This is a genomic window from Streptomyces sp. NPDC057877 (genome assembly GCF_042796855.1).
Taxonomy (GTDB): Bacteria; Actinomycetota; Actinomycetes; order Streptomycetales; family Streptomycetaceae; genus Streptomyces.
This window is the reverse complement of the sequence record NZ_JBHVMS010000005.1, coordinates 537,422-555,737: the sequence shown is the minus strand read 5'-3', so window position 1 is coordinate 555,737 and position 18,316 is coordinate 537,422. Positions and strand designations below refer to the sequence as shown.

20 protein-coding genes are annotated in these 18,316 nt (G+C 73.7%); 11 read left to right on the top strand and 9 right to left on the bottom strand.

Going from position 1 to position 18,316, the window contains the following annotated elements; translation table 11 throughout:
• Positions 1-25: 25 nt before the first annotated feature.
• On the bottom strand, positions 26-1,075 hold the full coding sequence (locus ACFVQG_RS17570; RefSeq protein ID WP_383383201.1) for a Gfo/Idh/MocA family protein: 1,050 nt from the start codon (positions 1,073-1,075) through the stop codon (positions 26-28).
• A 168-nt stretch (positions 1,076-1,243) separates the two neighbouring features.
• On the opposite strand from ACFVQG_RS17570, the gene ACFVQG_RS17565 reads away from it, so the two are divergent.
• Genes ACFVQG_RS17565 through ACFVQG_RS17555 form a run of 3 tightly spaced genes read left to right on the top strand, consistent with a single transcriptional unit; the run spans position 1,244 to position 4,761 of the window.
• On the top strand, positions 1,244-2,608 hold the full coding sequence (locus tag ACFVQG_RS17565) for a multidrug effflux MFS transporter (RefSeq protein ID WP_383383198.1): 1,365 nt from the start codon (positions 1,244-1,246) through the stop codon (positions 2,606-2,608).
• The gene (locus ACFVQG_RS17560) at positions 2,569-3,759 is read left to right on the top strand and encodes a serine hydrolase domain-containing protein (RefSeq protein WP_383383195.1); all 1,191 of its coding nucleotides are present in this window, start codon (positions 2,569-2,571) and stop codon (positions 3,757-3,759) included. The genes ACFVQG_RS17565 and ACFVQG_RS17560 overlap by 40 nt, the downstream gene beginning before the upstream one ends.
• Before the next feature lie 12 nt (positions 3,760-3,771).
• Positions 3,772-4,761 carry a small ribosomal subunit Rsm22 family protein gene (locus tag ACFVQG_RS17555; protein ID WP_383383192.1) on the top strand — a complete coding sequence of 330 codons (990 nt, stop codon included), beginning with the start codon at positions 3,772-3,774 and terminating at the stop codon, positions 4,759-4,761.
• A 7-nt stretch (positions 4,762-4,768) separates the two neighbouring features.
• Here the strand turns inward: ACFVQG_RS17555 and ACFVQG_RS17550 are convergent, their stop codons facing one another.
• On the bottom strand, positions 4,769-4,951 hold the full coding sequence (locus ACFVQG_RS17550; protein WP_383383189.1) for a DUF6243 family protein: 183 nt from the start codon (positions 4,949-4,951) through the stop codon (positions 4,769-4,771).
• 109 nt (positions 4,952-5,060) lie between these two features.
• Between ACFVQG_RS17550 and ACFVQG_RS17545 the strand changes: the two genes are divergently transcribed.
• The gene (locus ACFVQG_RS17545; protein ID WP_383383186.1) at positions 5,061-5,711 is read left to right on the top strand and encodes a TetR/AcrR family transcriptional regulator; all 651 of its coding nucleotides are present in this window, start codon (positions 5,061-5,063) and stop codon (positions 5,709-5,711) included.
• Positions 5,712-5,837: 126 nt separating this feature from the next.
• On the top strand, positions 5,838-6,575 hold the full coding sequence (locus ACFVQG_RS17540) for a bifunctional DNA primase/polymerase (RefSeq protein WP_383383183.1): 738 nt from the start codon (positions 5,838-5,840) through the stop codon (positions 6,573-6,575).
• A 13-nt stretch (positions 6,576-6,588) separates the two neighbouring features.
• Here the strand turns inward: ACFVQG_RS17540 and ACFVQG_RS17535 are convergent, their stop codons facing one another.
• From ACFVQG_RS17535 to ACFVQG_RS17520, 4 genes are all read right to left on the bottom strand, one after another.
• Complete coding sequence (locus ACFVQG_RS17535) at positions 6,589-7,572, bottom strand: hypothetical protein (protein ID WP_383383843.1); 984 nt, start codon at positions 7,570-7,572, stop codon at positions 6,589-6,591.
• Between the two features lie 78 nt (positions 7,573-7,650).
• On the bottom strand, positions 7,651-8,478 hold the full coding sequence (locus ACFVQG_RS17530; protein ID WP_383383180.1) for a heme ABC transporter ATP-binding protein: 828 nt from the start codon (positions 8,476-8,478) through the stop codon (positions 7,651-7,653).
• Positions 8,478-9,572 carry a FecCD family ABC transporter permease gene (locus ACFVQG_RS17525; RefSeq protein WP_383383177.1) on the bottom strand — a complete coding sequence of 365 codons (1,095 nt, stop codon included), beginning with the start codon at positions 9,570-9,572 and terminating at the stop codon, positions 8,478-8,480. The genes ACFVQG_RS17530 and ACFVQG_RS17525 overlap by 1 nt, the downstream gene beginning before the upstream one ends.
• A complete protein-coding gene (locus ACFVQG_RS17520; protein ID WP_383383174.1) occupies positions 9,569-10,573 on the bottom strand; it encodes a hemin ABC transporter substrate-binding protein in 1,005 nt (334 codons plus the stop codon). Before ACFVQG_RS17520 ends, ACFVQG_RS17525 begins: the two co-directional genes overlap by 4 nt.
• 146 nt (positions 10,574-10,719) lie before the next feature.
• On the opposite strand from ACFVQG_RS17520, the gene ACFVQG_RS17515 reads away from it, so the two are divergent.
• The 5 genes from ACFVQG_RS17515 (at position 10,720) to ACFVQG_RS17495 (ending at position 14,686) form a co-directional block, all read left to right on the top strand.
• Complete coding sequence (locus ACFVQG_RS17515; protein ID WP_383383172.1) at positions 10,720-12,135, top strand: HtaA domain-containing protein; 1,416 nt, start codon at positions 10,720-10,722, stop codon at positions 12,133-12,135.
• A gap of 31 nt (positions 12,136-12,166) precedes the next feature.
• Positions 12,167-13,078 carry an HtaA domain-containing protein gene (locus tag ACFVQG_RS17510; protein ID WP_383383169.1) on the top strand — a complete coding sequence of 304 codons (912 nt, stop codon included), beginning with the start codon at positions 12,167-12,169 and terminating at the stop codon, positions 13,076-13,078.
• Positions 13,044-13,676 (top strand): HtaA domain-containing protein, encoded by a 633-nt coding sequence (locus ACFVQG_RS17505; RefSeq protein ID WP_383383166.1) that lies wholly within the window; start codon positions 13,044-13,046, stop codon positions 13,674-13,676. The genes ACFVQG_RS17510 and ACFVQG_RS17505 overlap by 35 nt, the downstream gene beginning before the upstream one ends.
• Before the next feature lie 72 nt (positions 13,677-13,748).
• The gene (locus tag ACFVQG_RS17500) at positions 13,749-14,393 is read left to right on the top strand and encodes a PhzF family phenazine biosynthesis protein (RefSeq protein ID WP_383383164.1); all 645 of its coding nucleotides are present in this window, start codon (positions 13,749-13,751) and stop codon (positions 14,391-14,393) included.
• 89 nt (positions 14,394-14,482) lie between these two features.
• Positions 14,483-14,686: a hypothetical protein gene (locus ACFVQG_RS17495; RefSeq protein ID WP_383383161.1), complete on the top strand. Its 204-nt coding sequence runs from the start codon at positions 14,483-14,485 to the stop codon at positions 14,684-14,686.
• 158 nt (positions 14,687-14,844) lie between these two features.
• On the opposite strand, the gene ACFVQG_RS17490 is transcribed toward ACFVQG_RS17495, so the two are convergent.
• Together ACFVQG_RS17490 and map are read right to left on the bottom strand one after the other, a co-directional pair.
• On the bottom strand, positions 14,845-15,492 hold the full coding sequence (locus ACFVQG_RS17490) for a heme oxygenase (biliverdin-producing) (protein WP_383383158.1): 648 nt from the start codon (positions 15,490-15,492) through the stop codon (positions 14,845-14,847).
• Positions 15,493-15,598: 106 nt separating this feature from the next.
• The gene (gene map, locus ACFVQG_RS17485; protein WP_383383155.1) at positions 15,599-16,456 is read right to left on the bottom strand and encodes a type I methionyl aminopeptidase; all 858 of its coding nucleotides are present in this window, start codon (positions 16,454-16,456) and stop codon (positions 15,599-15,601) included.
• A gap of 58 nt (positions 16,457-16,514) precedes the next feature.
• On the opposite strand from map, the gene ACFVQG_RS17480 reads away from it, so the two are divergent.
• Positions 16,515-16,742: a hypothetical protein gene (locus tag ACFVQG_RS17480; RefSeq protein WP_383383152.1), complete on the top strand. Its 228-nt coding sequence runs from the start codon at positions 16,515-16,517 to the stop codon at positions 16,740-16,742.
• Between the two features lie 261 nt (positions 16,743-17,003).
• On the opposite strand, the gene ACFVQG_RS17475 is transcribed toward ACFVQG_RS17480, so the two are convergent.
• Positions 17,004-18,308 carry an MFS transporter gene (locus ACFVQG_RS17475; protein WP_383383149.1) on the bottom strand — a complete coding sequence of 435 codons (1,305 nt, stop codon included), beginning with the start codon at positions 18,306-18,308 and terminating at the stop codon, positions 17,004-17,006.
• Positions 18,309-18,316 lie beyond the last annotated feature (8 nt).

The following is an 18,316-nucleotide window of genomic DNA, read 5'->3' as shown; positions in this document are numbered from 1 at the left end:
TGACGGCTCAAGCCCGCCTGACGGCTCAGGCGGGCGTGGCGACCGCCACGGGCTCGCCCCTGTCCTCGCCCTCGTTCTCGCCCGGGTAGCGCACGCCCACCCGCTCCCGTATCGCGTCCAGCGTCCGCATCACGGCGAGGGTGCCGTCGAGGGGGACGAGGGGCGACTCCGTCTCGCCCGCGCGCAGCGCCCGCGTCACCTCGCGGGCCTGGTGCCTGTAGCTGTTGCGGGGTCCGTCCGCCGGGTCGGCCGCGAAGACCTCCGGGTCGCGGCCGTCCCGGTGCAGGACGAAGGTCTCGGGGTGGAAGAAGCCGTCGGGGATGTCGATGCGGCCCCGGGAACCGGTGATCGACGCCATCCCGGCCGTACCGCCCACGATGGAGCAGTGCACCGAAGCGAGAGCACCGCTCTCCCACGAGAGCACCGCACCCGTCTGGAGATCAACGCCCTCATCCGAGAGCACCGCTCGCGCCGCGATGTCCGACGGCTCACCCAGCAGCAACTGCGCGAACGACACCGGATACACACCGAGGTCGAGCAGCGCGCCACCGCCCTGCGCGGGGTCCCGCAGCCGGTGCGCGGGCGGGAACGGCCCCTCCAGGCCGAAGTCCGCCTGCACCGTGCGCACTTCACCGACCGCGCCGTCCTCGACCAGCGCCTTCAGCCGCCGCACCTGCGGATTGCAGTACATCCACATGGCCTCCATCAGGAAGACCCCGCGCCCGCGCGCCAGCGCGACCAGTTCCTCGGCCTCCCGCACGTTCAGCGTGAACGGCTTCTCGCACAGCACCGCGCGCCCGCCCTCCAGGCACATCCCGGCCGCCACCCGGTGCGCCGAGTGCGGGGTGGCGACGTACACCACGTCCACCTCCGCGTCGGCCGCCAGCGCCGCCCAGTCGCCGTACGCCCGGTCGATCCCGAAGCGCTCCGCGAACGCGTCCGCCGACGCCTGCGACCGCGAGGCCACCGCCACCACCTCGGCGTCCGGCAGATCCACCAGATCCGCCGTGAACGCGGCGGCGATCCCACCGGTCGCCAGAACTCCCCACCGCACCTTGCCCGCTGTGTCCGTCATCCGCCCGCCCTGCTCCCTCGCTCCCGGTCCGGCCGCCGACGTTCGCACGGTCGACCCGGCTCCGACCACCTGTACGAGCTGAGAGCATAGGTCGCGGATCACTCGCAGAGGGAGGGGCACATGCCCGAGCCAGGGGCATCGATACCGGACGTATCAGAAATATCGGAAATGTCGGGCGCGTCAAGGGAGTTCGCGGGGAGGGCCGCAGGGGAGCCCAAGCGGGCGGACGCACCGGCGGTCAGCGCACCGGCGGTCAGCGCACCGGCCCCGCGCGGGCGCCCCCCGAAGGCGGACCCGGCCGCCACCCGCTCCCCCCGCCACGCCTCCCTCCTCGTCACCCTGGTCCTCGGCGGCCTGACCGCCACACCCCCGCTGGCCATGGACATGTACCTCCCCGCCCTGCCGGAGGTCACCAGCTCCCTGCACGCCCCCGCCGCCACCGTCCAGCTCACCCTCACCACCTGCCTCGCCGGAATGGCGCTCGGGCAGCTCGTGGTCGGCCCGATGAGCGACAGGTGGGGCCGCCGCCGCCCGCTGCTCATCGGCCTCGCGGTGTACGTCCTCGCCACCGCCCTGTGCGCCTTCGCCCCCACCGTGGAGACCCTGGTCGCCTTCCGGCTGGTGCAGGGGCTCGCGGGCGCCGCCGGGATCGTCATCGCCCGCGCCGTCGCCCGTGACCTCTACGACGGCATGGCCATGGCCCGCTTCTTCTCCACCCTGATGCTGATCTCCGGGGTCGCCCCGATCATCGCGCCGCTCATCGGCGGACAGGTCCTGCGGGTGACCGACTGGCGGGGCGTGTTCGTCGTGCTGACCGTGGTCGGGGCGCTGCTCTCGGCCGTGGTCTGGTTCCGGCTGCCGGAGACCCTGCCCGCCGCCGAGCGCCACTCCGGCGGCATCGGCGAGACCCTGCGCGCCATCCGCGGCCTCCTCGCCGACCTGCCCTTCACCGGCTACATGCTCTCCGGCGCCTTCACCTTCGCCGCCCTGTTCGCCTACGTCGCCGCCTCCCCCTTCGTCGTCCAGGAGATCTACGGCGCCTCCCCGCAGACCTTCAGCCTGCTGTTCGGCCTCAACTCCATCGGCCTGGTCGCCGCCGGACAGCTCAACGGCCGGGTGCTGGTCGGCCGGGTCAGCCTGGACCGGGTGCTCGGCGTCGGCCTGGTCATCATCGTGCTGGCCGCCGTGGCGCTGCTGCTGATGACGCTGGGCGTCTTCGGCGAGGTCGGCCTGGTGCCGGTCGCCGCCGCGCTGTTCGTGCTGATGTCCGCGATGGGCATCACCCTGCCCAACACCCAGACGATGGCGCTGCTGCGGGTACGGCACGCCGCCGGGTCCGCGTCCGCGCTGCTCGGCACGTCCGGCTTCCTCATCGGCGCGATCGTCTCGCCGCTGGTCGGAATCGCCGGGGAACACACCGCCGTACCGATGGCCGTCGTCCAGCTGACCGCCACACTGGTGGGCGTGGCCTTCTTCGTCGGCATGTGCCGTCCGTGGCGGGCCCGCCCGAGCCTGGAGGGAGCAGAGAGCTGAGCGCGCCGAGACTGCGCACCGGCACCCCGCAACGGGCCGGACTCGACCCCACGGAACTGCGCCGCCTGGTCCGTGAGGTCCAGCGCCTCACCACCGGTGAGCACCCCTGGGCGGCGGGTGCCGTCGTGGTCGCCGGGCGCGGCCCGGTGCTCGCCGTGCAGGAGGCGGCGGGCTGGGCCGTGCGGTACGCCGCCCACGACCCGGTGACGGACCGGGGCGTCGAACTGCCGCCGGGGGAGCGGGTGCCGATGACCGTCGACACGCCCTTCGACCTGGCCTCCCTCACCAAGCTGTTCACGGCCGTCGCCGCGGTGCAGCAGATCGAGCGGGGCACGCTCGGCATAGACGCGCGCGTCGGCGCCTACCTGCCGGAGTTCCGCGCCGCCGCCCGGCACGGCATCACCGTCCGCCAACTCCTCACCCACACCTCGGGCCTACGCCCCGAACTGCCCCTGTACGACTGCCCCGACCAGGCGGGCCGACTCGCCCTGCTGCGCGCCGAGGCCCCGGTCACCGAGCCCGGCACCTACTGCTACTCCGACCTGAACCCGCTCCTCCTGCAGTACGTCCTCGAACGCGTCACCGGCCGCCCGCTGGACGTCCTGCTGCGCGACGGCGTCACCCGCCCCCTCGGCATGACGGCCACCCGCTTCGGCCCCTGCCCCGGCGCCGCCGCCACCGAGGACCAGCGGCGCCCGTGGGCCAAGGCGGACCGGGGGATGCTGCGGGGGGTCGTCCACGACGAGAACGCCTGGGCGCTCGGCGGCGTCGCGGGTCACGCCGGGCTGTTCTCCACCGGCCGGGACCTGGCCGTCTTCTGCCGCGCCCTCCTCGCGGGCGGCGCGTACGGGCCCGCGCGCATCCTCGGCCCCGACTTCGTGGAACTCCTCCTCGCCCCGCCCGGGCTGGGCTTCGCCCTGGACCAGCCCTGGTTCATGGGCGAGCTGGCGGGCCGCGGCGCGGCGGGCCACACGGGCTTCACCGGCACGTCCCTGGTCCTGGACCCGGCGACCGACACCTTCCTGATCCTGCTCACCAACGCCGTCCACCCCAGACGCCGTCCCCCGGACAGCCGCCCGAGGGCGGCGGCGGGGACGCGGGTGGCCCGGGCGGTGCGGGCGGCGGGGGGATCGGCGCCGCCGGGGACCTGAGAGAATCGCCGGGTGAACGTCCCCCTCCCCGTGCCCGTGGCCGACGCCCTGCGTGACTCGCTCGCCGGGCTGCTCGACGGGCTGCCGCCGCGACAGGCCGGGCAGGCCGTGGAGCGGCTGATCGCCAGTTACCGGGGGCGGACCCCCACCGACGCGCCGATCCTGCGGGACCGGGCGGACGTGGTGGCGTACGCGGCGTACCGGATGCCCGCGACCTTCGCGGCGGTGCGGTCGGCGCTGGCGGAGTTCGCGGCGGCCGTGCCCGAGTGGGCGCCGGGCCGTCAGGTGGACGTCGGCGGCGGGACCGGCGCCGCGGTCTGGGCGGCCGGTGCGGTGTGGCCGGGGGCGCGGCCGGTGACGGTGCTCGACTGGGCCGAGCCCGCGCTCGCCCTCGGGCGGGAGATCGCCGCCGCCCAGCCGGACCTGCGGGACGTGCAGTGGCAGCGCTCTCGGATCGGAGCGGCGCTCACCATCGAGAGCACTGATCTCATCACGGTCTCCTACGTCCTCAACGAGCTGACCGCCCCCGACCGCACCGCCGTCGTCGACGCCGCCGCCCGCGCCGCACAGGCCGTCGTCATCGTCGAACCCGGCACCCCCGACGGCTACACCCGCGTGATCGAGGCCCGTGACCGCCTGCTCGCCGCCGGGTTCCACATCGCCGCGCCCTGCCCGCACGGCGCGGCCTGCCCGATCGTCCCCGGCACCGACTGGTGCCACTTCGCGGCCCGGGTCAGCCGGTCCTCCCTGCACCGGCAGGTCAAGGGCGGCTCCCTCGCGTACGAGGACGAGAAGTTCTCCTACGTAGCCGCCACCCGCTTCCCGCCCGTCCCGGCCGCCTCCCGCGTCGTCCGCAAGCCGCAGATCCGCAAGGGCCAGGTGCTGCTGGACCTGTGCGAACACGAGCCCGCCCTGGGCCGCACGACCGTGACCAAGCGCCACGGGCCGCTCTACAAGGCCGCCCGTGACGCCGACTGGGGAGACGCCTGGCCTCCGGCGTGAGCCGCGGTCAGTCCCGTTTCTCCGCGCTGTTCCTCTCCTGGAGCCTGCGCAGCAGCTCCCGTTTCTGGGCGGCGGGGTCCACACCCCCGCCGACCTTGCCGCTCCGGCCGCCGCCCCGCAGGGCCTTGCGGCCGAGGTTCCGCCGGGTGCCGCCGACGCCCAGCATGTTTCCGGATCCGCCTCGGGCCATGGTGAGGCTCCCTTCGAAGATGGTCGAGAACGAGACGTATCGTCTCGCGTAGCACTCCCTCAGGGTGCGGCGAGACGCACCGTCTTGTCAACCTGATAAATTCGAGGCCATGGCCCACCAACCCGCTCCCGCCAAGCCCGGCCGCCCCGACGCCACCCGCCGCAGTGAGAAGTCCCGGCGCGCCATCTACGACGCCGCGCTCGCCCTGGTCGGCGAGGTCGGCTACGCCAAGACGACCATCGAGGGCATCGCCGCCCGCGCCGGAGTCGGCAAGCAGACCATCTACCGCTGGTGGCCGTCGAAGGGGGACGTCCTGCTGGAGGCGTTCCTCGACCTCAGCGAACAGGCGGCCGAACAGGCCGCCGACCCAGACGCCGACCCCGACGCCGCGTACGCCATCCCGGACACCGGCGATCTCGCCGCCGACCTCAAGGCCGTCCTGCGCGCCACCGTCGACGAACTGCTCGACCCCAAGTTCGAGACCCCGTCCCGAGCCCTCGCCGCCGAGGGCGTCGTCAACGAACAGCTCGGCCGCGAGTTCGTCGCCAAGCTCCTCGAACCGCAGCTCCAGCTGTACGTGCGCCGCCTGCGCGCCGCCCAGGACGCGGGCCAGGTACGCCCCGACGTGGACCCCCGGATCGCCCTGGAACTCTTCGTCTCCCCGCTCGCCCAGCGCTGGCTCCAGCACACCGGACCGATCTCGTACGCGTACACGGACACCCTCGTCGACTACGCCCTCGGCGGCCTGGCGCCCCGCTGAGCGCGGTGTGGGACATCTCTCGTCCCGCCGTCTCGCCGTCTACGGGTGGGAACGGCGGCCCCCCAGGGCGCAGGATGGTGGGACGATAGGGCATGCTGTCCGCACAACGGCGAGGCGAGGGGATAGATGAGCGCGGAGTACGGCGGTCGCACCGGCCGGCAGGGCAAACTCTCCCAGTGGCTGCGCGGACGCCGCCCCAAGGAGGCCGCCGCCGACGACACCGGCCGTGAGGCCCTGCTGCTCGCCGCCGCCGCCGCGGGACTGCCGCTGGCGCCCGCCGCGCACCCCGCCCCCGGCTACCGGTGCTCCTGCGACCGCGTCGGCTGTCCCACCCCCGCCCGGCACCCGGTGTCGTTCGCCTGGCAGACGCAGTCCACCACCGACCGCGCCCAGATCGAGCGCTGGGCCCGGCACCAGCCGCAGGCCAACTTCATCACCGCGACCGGCATGGTGCACGACGTCCTGGACGTCCCCCTGGAGGCCGGGCACGAGGCGCTGGCCCGGCTGCTCGCCGACGGGATCGAGGTCGGCCCGGTCGCCGAGACCGGCGACGGCCGCATGCTCTTCTTCACCCTCACCCGCGGCACCCCCGAGGACGAGGACGAGTGGTGGCCCTGCGAGCTGGACTGCCACCCCGAGACCATGGACGAACACCCCGGCCTGCGCTGGCACTGCCGAGGCTCCTACGTCCTCGTCCCCCCGTCCCGGCTCCCCGGCGACGGCCTCGACGTCCACTGGGTGCGCGGCCCGGAACACGCCCTCCCCGACCCGCTCACCCTCCTGGAAACCCTCACCGACGCCTGCGCCCGCCACGTCGCCCAGGACACCGACCATCCGAGCGGCGCCTGGCCGCTGCGCCGCTGAGACGACGGGACCGCTACTCCCCCTGCGCCGACGTAAGGCCCTGGATCCGCCCCAGCACCGTCACCCCGTCCGCGCCCGTGCCCTGCTTCGGGTCGAGGGCGACCTCGTTCGACATGAACTCCATCGTCAGGGACTGCTTGATCTCGCCCTTGGTCAGGGCCAGCACGCTGTCGTTCGGGACGGGGACCTCGGTGCCCGGTGCGGCGGTCTGGCGCTCGAAGTGGCGGGTGGCGAAGAAGACCAGCGCCCCGCCGTCCTTGGTGCGCAGCGCCAGCGGGGCGTAGTCGCCGTTGGCCAGCGGCTCGTCGATGTACTGCGTTGCCAGACCCGGCTTGGTGGCGTTCTTCTCGCGCAGCTCACGCCATGCGGTGGTGTGGGTGCCGGGCTCGAAGGTGTCGCCGCCGTCGCCCAGGTAGGACGTGTACTCCTTGCTCAGGTCGGCCGGGCGCACGGCCAGTCCGGCGGAGCCGACGGGCACCGGCTCGGCCCAGCCGTCCCGGTCCGTCTTGAACTCCGGCACCTTGCCGGGCGCGACCAGCGTCAGATACGACGCCTGCCACGGCTCGTCGAGCGAGTCCCGTACGAACACCAGCAGCCAGCGCGCCGTACCGCCCTTGTTGCCCCGCGCGTCGGCGAGGAACCAGCGCGGCCAGCCCGCCTTCTTCGGGATGGTGAACTTGGCGTCCGTCAGCTCCAGCGGGGTGTGCGACGGGTTGCCGCCCGGGTTGTTGGCGCGACCGGCCGTCAGCCGGGCCTTGTCGATGTCGGCGAGGGGCCCGGTGACGTAGTCGGCGTCGAGGGTGCTGTCGTAGGCCTCGTCGGCGTCGTTGTACGCGGCCGTGAACTGCCGTAGCGCCTTGGCCGCTTCCGCCTTGGTCGTCGCGGGGAGCACCTCGCGCTCCCCGTGCACCACCACGCAACCGCTCGCCGTCAACGACAAAGCGGTCACCGAGGCCGCTATGAGCGCATTGCGGCCACGCCTGCGTTCCCTGCTCATCGGGCTCATCGGGCTCCTTCACCTTCCCCTTCCCGGAGGCGAAACCCTACCGGGGCGGGAAGCGGCGCGTGCCAGCGGTCAGGGGTCCCGGCGCGGGGTCACCAGGACCGCGCCCGTGCGCGGGTGCGGCAGCACCTCCACCGGCTGGTCGTAGACCCGTGACAGCAGGCCGTCGGAGAACACCTCGGCGGGCGCACCGTCCGCCGCCACGCGCCCCGCGTGCAGGATCGCGGCCCGGTGCGCGTGGGCCGCCGCGAGTCCGAGGTCGTGCAGGACGACCACGACCGCGTCCCCGGCGCGCGCCCGCTCCCGGCACAACCGCAGCACCAGTTCCTGGTGTCTGAGGTCCAGCGCGGCGGTCGGCTCGTCGAGCAGCAGCAGCGGGGCGCGCTGGGCGAGCACCCGGGCGAGCGCGACCCGGGCGCGCTCACCGCCGCTGAGCGCGGAGAACGGCCGTAGGGCGAAGGCGGTCACCTCGGTCGCCGCCATCGCCTGGGCCACCGCCGTGTCGTCCTGCTCCTCCGCCTGCGTCCCGGCCCAGGGCGCCCGGCCCATCCGGACGACCTCCTCGACCGTGAACGGGAAGGACAGCACCGCCGCCTGCGGCAACACGGCCCGGCGCAGGGCGAGTTCGGGCGCGGACCAGTCGTCCGCCGGGCGGCCGTGCAGGCGGACGACCCCGGCGGCGGGCCGCACGTCGGCGGCCAGCGCGCTCAACAGGGTCGACTTTCCGGCGCCGTTGGGGCCGACCAGCGCCAGCACCTCGCCCGCGCGGGCGGTGACGTCGACGCCGTCCAGCACGGTGCGGTCGCCCAGCCGGACGGACAGGCCTGCCGCCTCGGCCAGGACGTCGCCCGGGGTCGGCGCGGGCGGCGGCACGGGGCGGCGGGTGCGGAACAGCGGCATCAGGCCCAGCCCCCTTGCCTGCGGCGGGTGCGCCGCAGCAGCCAGAAGAAGAACGGGCTGCCCACCAGCGCCGTCAGCACCCCGAGCGGCAACTCGGCGGGCGCGGCGAGGGTACGCGCCGCGAGGTCGGCGCCGAGCAGCACCACCGCACCGCCCAGCGCGCTGCCGGGCACCAGGAAGCGGTGGCCGGGGCCCGCCGCCATCCGCAGCAGATGCGGCACGACGAGACCGACGAAGCCGATCACCCCGGAGACGCTGACCGCCGCCGCCGTCAGCAGCGCCACGACCAGGATCAGCACGAGGCGCAGCCGCTCCACGTCCACGCCCAGGTGCCGCGCGGACCGGTCGCCCAGCGCGAGCAGGTCCAGGCGGCGCGCGTACAGCGGGGCCAGGCCCAGACCGAGCGCCGCGCACGGCAGGACGGCGAGCACCTTCGGCCAGGTGGCCTGGGCGAGGGAGCCGAGCTGCCAGAACGCGATCTGGTTCACCGCGGCGGTGTCCGCGAGGAAGACGAACAGCCCGACCAGCGCCCCGGCGAACGCGTTCACCGCGATCCCGGTCAGGATCAGCGTCACGACCTCCGTACGGCCGCCCGCCCGTGACGTCGAGTAGACCAGCAGCACGGTGCCGAGCCCGGTCACGAACGCCATCGCGGGAAGCGTCCAGTTGCCCAGGAAGTCAAGGCCCAGCGCGATCGCGGCGACCGCGCCGACCGCCGCGCCCAGGGAGACGCCGATCGTGCCGGGCTCGGCGAGCGGGTTGCCGAACACGCCCTGCATCAGCGCGCCCGCACAGCCCAGGGACGCCCCGATGAGCACGGCGAGCACGATGCGCGGGAAGCGGACGTTCCACAGCACCGACTCGGCCACCCGGTCCAGCTCGGCGCCACCGAGGTGGGCCCGGTGCAGCACGGAGCCGATGACATCACCGGCGGGGATCGGGTACGCGCCGATGCCCCCGGCCACCGGGACCAGCGCGAGCAGCGCGGCGACCAGCCCCGCCGTCAGCGGCCAGGCCGCGCCACGGCGTCCGCGGGGCGGCGGCGTCGGGCGCTCGGCGGCGTCCCGCGTCGGAGCCTTGCCGAGGACGGTCACGCGCCACCGTCCGTCGCGTAGAGCTGCTCGACGACCGACTCCAGCACCTGGTCGGTGCGCGGCCCGTAGTTGAGGAGCACCCCGTCCTCCACGGACACCACCCTGCGGTCCATGCCCGCCGGGGTCTGGGCGACACCGGGGATCTCCTCCAGGCCGTCGACGCCGCCGACCGACTCCAGGCCCTTGCTCATCACCAGGATCGCGTCGGGCGCGGCCTTCACCAGGGCCTCGCTGGTGAGGGCGGTGAAGTCCTTCGTCAGCCCCGACTCGACGCCCGCGTCCACCGCCCCGGCCGCCTCGATGAGCGAGGTGGCGCCGGAGTTGCTGCCGCCGATGAGGTAGACGGAGGCGGAGCCGCGCAGGTAGAGGAAGGCGACGCGCGGTCTGGGGTCGCGGGCGGGGACCGTGGCGCGTACGGCGGTGACGCGTGCCGTGGAGCGGTCGGCCAGTTCGCGACCGGCGGACGGTACGCCCAGGGCGTCGGCCACGGTCCCGATGCGGGGGCCCACGTCGTCCAGGCCCTCGGCGGGGGCGACGACCAGGACCGGGACCCCGGCGTCCCGGATCTGCCGGACCGCCTCCGCGGGGCCGGTCGTCTCCTCGGCGAGGACGAGGTCCGGCCGCAGGGAGAGCACGCTCTCGGCGGAGACGTCGTGGCCGCGCGTGACCAGCGGCAGCTTCTGCGCCTGCTCGAAGGTGGCGGAGACGTCACGGGCGACGACGCGCTCGCCGAGCCCGAGGCTGAAGACGATCTCGTTGAGGCTGCCCGAGAGAGGGACCACGCGGTCGGCCTGACGAATGGTCACCTGCTTGCCGTCCGCGGAGGTGACGGTGACGGGGAGGTCGGGGGCCGGGGGGTTCTCCAGGGGCTCGACCCGGTTGGCGACCCGGGCCGGTGGCGCGGTGCCGTCGCTTCCGCCGCCGTCCCCGCACGCGGCCGTGGTCGTCAGGGCCAGGACCGCCACCAGGGCGCCGACCGGTCGTCTGGGCTTGCCTCGCACCGTCGTCCCGTCCTCTCCGTGGCGGGCGTGATCCGGACCTTCCGGAATCCCCCGCTGCAGCTTAGGTTAGCCTTACCTTGCTAGCTGGGGCCCGTCGGGTCGGCGGCTGGTTCCGCACGTCCTGCCGGAGGCCCTGGAGGTCCCTCATGTCCCCACCCCCGCCACCACGCCGGTACGGCCTGCTGGCCGCGCTCTGTCTCGCCGTACTCGGAGCCCTGCTCCCGGCGGGCACCGCGCGGGCCGCCAGCGGTCCCGTGCAGGGCGGGCGGCTGGACTGGGGCATCAAGTCCTCCTTCCAGAGCTATGTCACCGGGCCCGTCGCGAACGGGAGCTACTCCCTCACGGGCGGCGCCGCCACCGTCGGCCAGAACCAGTTCCGCTTCCACTCGGCACGCGGCACCTACGACGCCGACAGCGGCGCGTTCACCGCCGCGTTCTCCGGCGGGGTGCGCTTCCTGGGGCACCGGGAGAGCGACGGCACCCACCAGCTCGACCTGACCCTCAGCAACCCCGGCGTCCGTATCGCCGGGAGCGGCGGGACCCTGTACGTCGACATCGTCAGCAAGGCCCGCGGCAGCGGACAGGTCACCACGTCCAGCCAAGTGCCCTTCGCCACGCTCTCGCTGGGCGGCATCGACATGCAGGGCGGCGGCACCTCCGTCGTCCTGAACAACCTCCCCGCCACCCTCACCGCCCAGGGCGCCCGGTCCTTCGCGGGTTACTACACCGCCGGGACCGCACTGGACCCGGTGAGCCTCTCGGCGGACATCCGGTCGGCGCCCACCACGGCACCCGCGCCGACCAGCGCCTCGCCCACCCCGTCCAAGTCGGCCACGAACAAGCCCGCTTCGGGCAGCGCCCTCCGGGACGGCGCCGTCGACTGGGGCGTGCGCCGCACCTTCCGCGAGTACGTCACCGGTGACATCGCGCGGGGGAAGTGGACCCTCTCCGACGGCGCCGAGGACGGCGGCGCGCTGTTCCGCTTCCCGGACGGGGAGGGGACGTTCCGGGGCGGCGATCTCGACGCCGCCTTCGTGGGCGCCGTGCGGTTCACCGGCGAACACGGCCTCGACCTGAGGCTGAGCCGGGTCCGCGTCACCGTCGCCGACGGCGAGGGCACCCTCTACGCCGACGTGGCCGGTGCGGAGTTCAGCGGCAAGAGGGTCGCGCTGGTCACCTTCGCCGCCGAGGGACTGAAGGCGAGGGACGGGCTCGTCTCCGTGACCGAGGCGCCCGCCCAGCTCACCGGCAAGGGCGCGCGGGCCTTCGGCGGGATGTACCGGGCCGGGACGGCGATGGACCCCGTGTCGCTCGCCGTCGCCCTCACCGGGGACGCGGACCTGCCCCCGCTGCCCGACCTGGGCAGCTCCGCCACCACCCCGGAGCCGAGCGCGTCGCCCTCGACGCCCCCCGCCACCGGGCCCGTCGCCAGCACCGGTGACGACGACGGGCTGTCGCTGCCCCTCGTGGGACTGGCGGCGCTGCTGGTGGCCGCGGTGGCCGCGTACGCCCTGCACAGGCGCCGCAGCACCGCCGAGGCCCCCACCCCCGAAGACGACTGACCTTCCCTGACGACCGAGGAGAGACCCGACCATGCCCGCCAGATCCCGTCGCCGTACCACCGCCCTCGCCGCCGCCGTGGCCACCGCCACCGCGCTGGGCGCCACCGCGCTCGGCACCCTCGGCGCCAGCACCGCCTCGGCCGCCGGAGTCCCGCTCTCCGGCTACGAGCTGACCTGGGGCATCAAGCAGTCGTACCGCACCTACGTGGCCACCTACGCCGCCGGTACCTTCACCCCCGGGGGCGGGGCCTCGCAGGCCGCGGGGAACGGCCCGTTCACCTTCGTCGACGGCAGGGGCGGCTACGACTCCACCACGCACGCCGTCTCCCTCGCCTTCGAGGGCGGTCTGCACATCGAGTCCACGGCGCACGGCTTCGAGATCACCCTGTCCGACGTACGGTTCGACAGCGGTGCCGCCGAGATCACCGCCGATGTCACCAAGGGCGGGACCACCACCCAGGACGTGCCGCTGGCCGACGTCACGGTGACGCGTGCGATGACCGACATGGCCACCACGCTCACCGAGGAGGCCGCGGGCGTCTTCGGCAGCGCGAGTTACGCGGGGGCGGCGGGGGATCCGCTGAGCGTGGTGCAGAAGCGGTCGCCGTCGCCCACGCCGAGCGCGACGGAGTCGGAGACCGGGTCGCCGTCGCCGTCGGTGACGCCTTCACCGAGCGCGACGGAGACCAAGCCGGAGCCGCCGTCGCCCTCCACCACCGCGAGCCCGTCGGCCACCCCTTCCACGAGCGTGTCCACGAGCCCCTCCACCGAGGCTCCCGCCGAGGGTGACATCGTCGGCGGCACGCTCACCTGGGGTGTGAAGCAGTCCTTCCGTACCTATGTCGTGGACGGTGTGGCGCAGGGCGGGATCACCGTGTCGGGGGGCGTCGCAGGCCACCGACAACGGCGTGTTCACCTTCGCCGACGCCACCGGCACCTATGACGGCGACGTCCTGGCCGCCGCCTTCGAGGGCGCCGTGAACTTCAAGGGCCACAAGGAGGGCGACGACTACGGGCTCGACCTGACCCTCAGCGGCCTCGAGGTCACCGTCGACGGCGACGGCGGCGAACTCACCGCCGATGTCACCAGCCTGGGCGAGAAGTCGCGGGACGTGGTCCTCGCCGAACTGTCCGCCGATGCCGAGGACCTCACCGCCAAGGACGACGTGGTCGCCCTGGACGACGTCACCGCCGAGCTGACGGCCGCGGGCGCGGAGGCGTTCGGCGGCTTCTACCCGGCCGGTACCGCGCTCGACCCGGTCGACCTGGCGGTGGCGCTGACCGAGGACGCCTCGCTGCCGGGCGGGGGCGGGGACGGCGGTTCCGCGGGCACGTCCGGTGGGACCGGCACCACCGGCGGGACCGGCACCACCGGCGGGACCGGTGGCGTCACCGGCTCCACCACCCGCGGTGTCACCGGCGGCCTCGCCGCCACCGGCGCGGGCGTCCCGGTGGCCGGTCTGAGCACCGCCGCCGCGGTGGCCGTCGTGGGCGGTGTGGGTGTGGTGCTGGCGGTGCGCCGACGGCGTACCGAGGCGTAGCCTCCAGCGCTCCGGCCCGGTCCCTTTCGTCACACGGCGGAAGGGGCCCGTCCGTGATGCTTGAATGCCGACGTGACTGACTATGACGTGCTGCGCGTGTTCTGTGCGCCGAACGGCGGATACGGCAATGAACTCGGTGTCGTCCGGGAGGGGTCCCGCGTCCCGCAGGCGGACGAGCGGCAGGCGTTGGCGGCGAAGCTGGGCTTCAGCGAGACGGTGTTCGTCGACGACCCGGAGCGCGGCGTCGTCGACATCTGGACGCCCAGCGTGCGGCTGCCCTTCGCCGGTCACCCGTGCGTCGGGACGGCCTGGCTGCTCGACGTGCCCGAGCTGGTCACCCCGGCCGGGGTGGTGGGGGCCAGGCTGGACGGGGAGTTCAGCTGGATCGAGGCGCGGGCGGAGTGGGTTCCGCCGCGCACGCTGCGGCAGTACCCGACCGCCCGTGAGGTGGAGGAGCTGCCGGTGCCGCCCGCCGGGGAGTGGGTCTACGCCTGGGCCTGGGAGGACGAGGCGGCGGGACGGGTCCGCGCCCGCGCCTTTCCCGGGCGGGGCGACGGCGTGGACGAGGACGAGGCGACCGGAGCGGCGGCGCTGCTGCTCACGGACCGGCTGGGGCGGGCGCTCAACATCACCCAGGGGCTGGGGTCGCAGATCCTGACCGCGCCGCAGCCGTACGGCTGGACCGAGATCGGCGGGCGGGTCCGGTTGGAGCGCTGAGCGGCGTCCGTATGGGTGGAACCGCGTGTGCGGTCGGTGGTGAAAGGGGACCTCTGGGCGTGACCGACCCGCACCACGAGAGGTGTCCCATGCGTATTCGTTCTGTTCTGGCCGCCGCCGCCCTGACCGCCGCCCTGACCGCCACCGGCGCGGCCACGGCCTCCGCCGGTGACGACGAGGGTCAGCGTTACCCGTTCAACAGCGGGCACGCGTGCAGCCCGTACCACGGTGAGATCGAGATGGAGACCGCCGAGGTGGAGTGGGGCGGCGCGCGCTGCGACGGCCACTACTGAGCGGGCTCGCGGTCCCTCTCGCGCGAGGTGCGCGAGGGGGACCTTTTGCGTTGCGGGAACCTTTTGCTCGACGCCCACAAGGTGCGTGAGGCCGACAAGGTGGGTGACGCCGACAAGGTGCGTCAGGCCGACAAGGTGCGTGCCGCCGACAAGGTGCGTTAGGCCGACAGGGGGAACTCCTCGCCCAGTGACCGGAAGACCGCCGAGTTGAGCGCGAACGCCTTCTTGCACTCGCTCACGATGCGCTGCTTCTCCAGTTCGTCGGCGGTGACGGTGTCCAGGAGGCGGCGGTAGGCGCGCTTGAAGGCGGCCGGGTTGGCGACCTCGTCGAAGACGTAGAAGCGGACGCCGTCGCCCTTGCGCGCGAAGCCCCAGGTCTTCTCCGCCTTGTCGCGGATGATCTGGCCGCCGGAGAGGTCGCCGAGGTAGCGGGTGTAGTGGTGGGCGATGTATCCCCCCGGCCACCGCTCGGCGCACTCGCGCACCCGGGCCGCGTAGGCCGTCGTCGCGGGCAGCGGGGACAGGGTGTCGCGCCAGTCAGGGCCGCGCAGGTGTTCCAGGTCCCGGGCGAGTGACCCCAGCCGCAGCAGCTCCGGCTGGATGAAGGGGCCCGCCACCGGGTCCGACGCCAGCCGTGCGGCGTCGGCCTCCAGGGCCTCGTACACGAACCAGAGCTGTTCGGTGTAGCGCGCGTACGCCGCCACGCCCAGCCTGCCGCCGAGCAGATCGCTCATGAACGTCGAGGTCTCCGCCTCGACGTGGGCCTCGTGGGTCGCGGTGCGGATGACTGTCGAGAAGGAGTCCATGCGCCCATCCTCTAAGGTTAGGCTTACCTAAGTCAACAGGTTTGCCGACAGTCTGTCGGTAAAAGAGTACAAGAAAAGGCCCGCCCCGGCAGGGCGGGCCTTGAACCTAGGGGAGCGTGAGGATCTCCGCGCCCGTTTCGGTGACCACGAGCGTGTGCTCGAACTGGGCCGTCCGCTTGCGGTCCTTGGTGACCACCGTCCAGCCGTCGTCCCACATGTCGTACTCATGGGTGCCCAGGGTGAGCATCGGCTCGATGGTGAAGGTCATCCCGGTCCGCATCACGGTCGTCGCGTGCGGGCTGTCGTAGTGCGGGATGATCAGGCCCGAGTGGAACGACGAGTTGATGCCGTGGCCGGTGAAGTCCCGGACCACGCCGTAGCCGAAGCGCTTGGCGTACGACTCGATGACCCGGCCGATGACGTTGACCTGGCGGCCGGGCCTGACCGCCTTGATCGCGCGGGTGAGGGCCTCCCGGGTGCGCTCGACCAGCAGACGGCTCTCCTCGTCCACCTCGCCGACGAGATAGGTGGCGTTGTTGTCGCCGTGCACGCCGCCGATGTACGCCGTCACGTCGAGGTTGACGATGTCCCCGTCGCGCAGCACCGTGGAGTCCGGGATGCCGTGGCAGATGACCTCGTTGACGCTGGTGCACAGGGACTTGGGGAAGCCGCGGTAGCCGAGCGTGGAGGGGTAGGCGCCGTGGTCGCACATGTACTCGTGCGCCACCTTGTCGAGTTCGTCCGTCGTCACACCGGGCGCGATCAGCTTCGCCGCCTCCGCCATCGCCCGCGCGGCGATCCGCCCCGCCCGCCGCATCGCCTCCACGGTCTCCGGGGTCTGCACCTCCGGGCCGGTGTAGGGGGTGGGTGCGGGCTTGCCCACGTACTCGGGACGGCGGATGTTTCCGGGTACGGAACGGGTGGGAGACAGCTCCCCTGGTACGAGCAGCGACTGGCCAGACATGCCAGCGAGTCTAACCAGCGGGCATACGAGACCATGTCCCTGGCGAAAGGAGCCGGTCATGGCCCTGTTCAAGAAGCGCACGGTCGGAAAACCGGGCGAGTGGTACTACTGCCTGGAGCACCAGAAGGTGGAGGAGGGCCCGGAGTGCCCGGCCAAGGACCGCTTCGGCCCGTACCCCAGCCGCAAAGAGGCCGAACACGCGATGCAGACCGCACGGGAACGCAACCTGCAGTGGGAGAACGACCCGCGGTGGCATGACGCGTCGGCGGCGTCCGACGACGACTGAGGGGGCGCCCCGCGCGCCGGGCACGCCGCAGCCGCGGCCCCCGGCGGCGACTGATGGAGCCGCTCGGACGGTGGCGTGCCGCTCGGGCGGTGGCGTGCCGTTCGGGCGGTGGCGTGCCGCTCGGTCAGTGGCGCCCGGTGGGAAACGCCCCGCGCTGGCGCGGCCTCCGGCGACGACTGAGCGGGCTCCCGGGCAGGGGCGTGCTGGCCAGGCGGCCCTACCTCCCGCTCGGAGAGCGCCCGGCGCGGGCGCGGCGGTCGGTCAGGCCGACGCCTGTGCCGCCTCCCGCTGTTCCCGCAGCCGTACCGCGTGCTCGTTCGTCCGGGCGTCGTACGTCATCAGCTTCGGCAGGCAGAACGCCAGGAGGCCGACCGCCGCCGCGCACAGGAGGCCGCCCGACCACACGGACGTGCGGACTCCGGCCCAGGCCGCCATGCCGCCCGCGCGGACCTGGCCGAGCTGCGGGCCCACGGAGTAGGACAGCAGCTCGATCCCGGCGAGGCGGCCACGTAGTTCGTCGGGAATGGTCTGGTTCCACATGGCGCTGCGGAAGACGCCGCTGACCATGTCGCAGCAGCCCGCCAGGGTGAGGAAGAGGAGCACCAGCCAGATGTCGTGCACCGTGCCCGCCGCGGCTATCGACAGGCCCCACAGCGCGGCGGCGATCACGACCATCCGCCCGTGCCGGTGCACCCGCGACGTCCAGCCGCTGGTCAGGCTGACGAGCAGCGCGCCCGCCGGGATCGCCGCGTACATCAGGCCCAGCGCCCACTCGGCGTCCAACTCGTCGGCGAGGAACGGCAGTACGGCGAGCGGCATCGCGAGGAACATCGCCGCGAGGTCGATGGTGTAGGTGCCCAGCAGTTCCTTGCGGCGCCAGGCGTAGGCCGCGCCCTCGGCGATGGCGCGCAGGGACGGCCGGGCGGCCTCGTGGGAGGCGGGCGCCCGGGAGAGGCCGAGGACCAGGACGACGGAGACGGCGAAGGTCGCCAGGTCCACGGCGTACGCCCAGCCGAGCCCCGCGAACGCCACCACCACGCCCGCCAGCGCGGGTCCCGCGATACCGCCCACCTGCCAGCGCAGGGCGTTCAGGGAGGCGGCGGCGGGCAGGTGCTCGTGGCGCACGATCCGGGGGATCAGCGAGTCCAGGGCGGGCCGCTGCACCGACACCAGCGCGGAGCTGACCGCGGCCACCACGTACAGCGGCCAGATCGCGGGGTCCGGCAGCAGCGCGTTGCCCAGCAGCACCGCGCAGCAGACGCCGAGCCCCGCCTCCGTCCACAGGATCAGCCTGCGCTTGTCCAGGGCGTCGGCGAGCGCACCGCCGTAGAGGCCGAAGACGATCAGCGGGACCAGCTCCACCGCGCCGATCGCGCCCACGGCCGCCGCCGACCCGGTCTCCTCCTTGATCTGCACCGGGAGCGCCACGAAGGTCAGGAAGCTCCCGAAGTTCGTGATCAGCCCCGAAACCCACAGGCGCCGGAAGTCGGGCGAGGCCCGCCAGGGGGCCAGGTCGGGCAGGAGGGCGCGCAGGCCGGAAGGGGCCGGGGGAGGGGCAGAGGTCACAAGGAGTC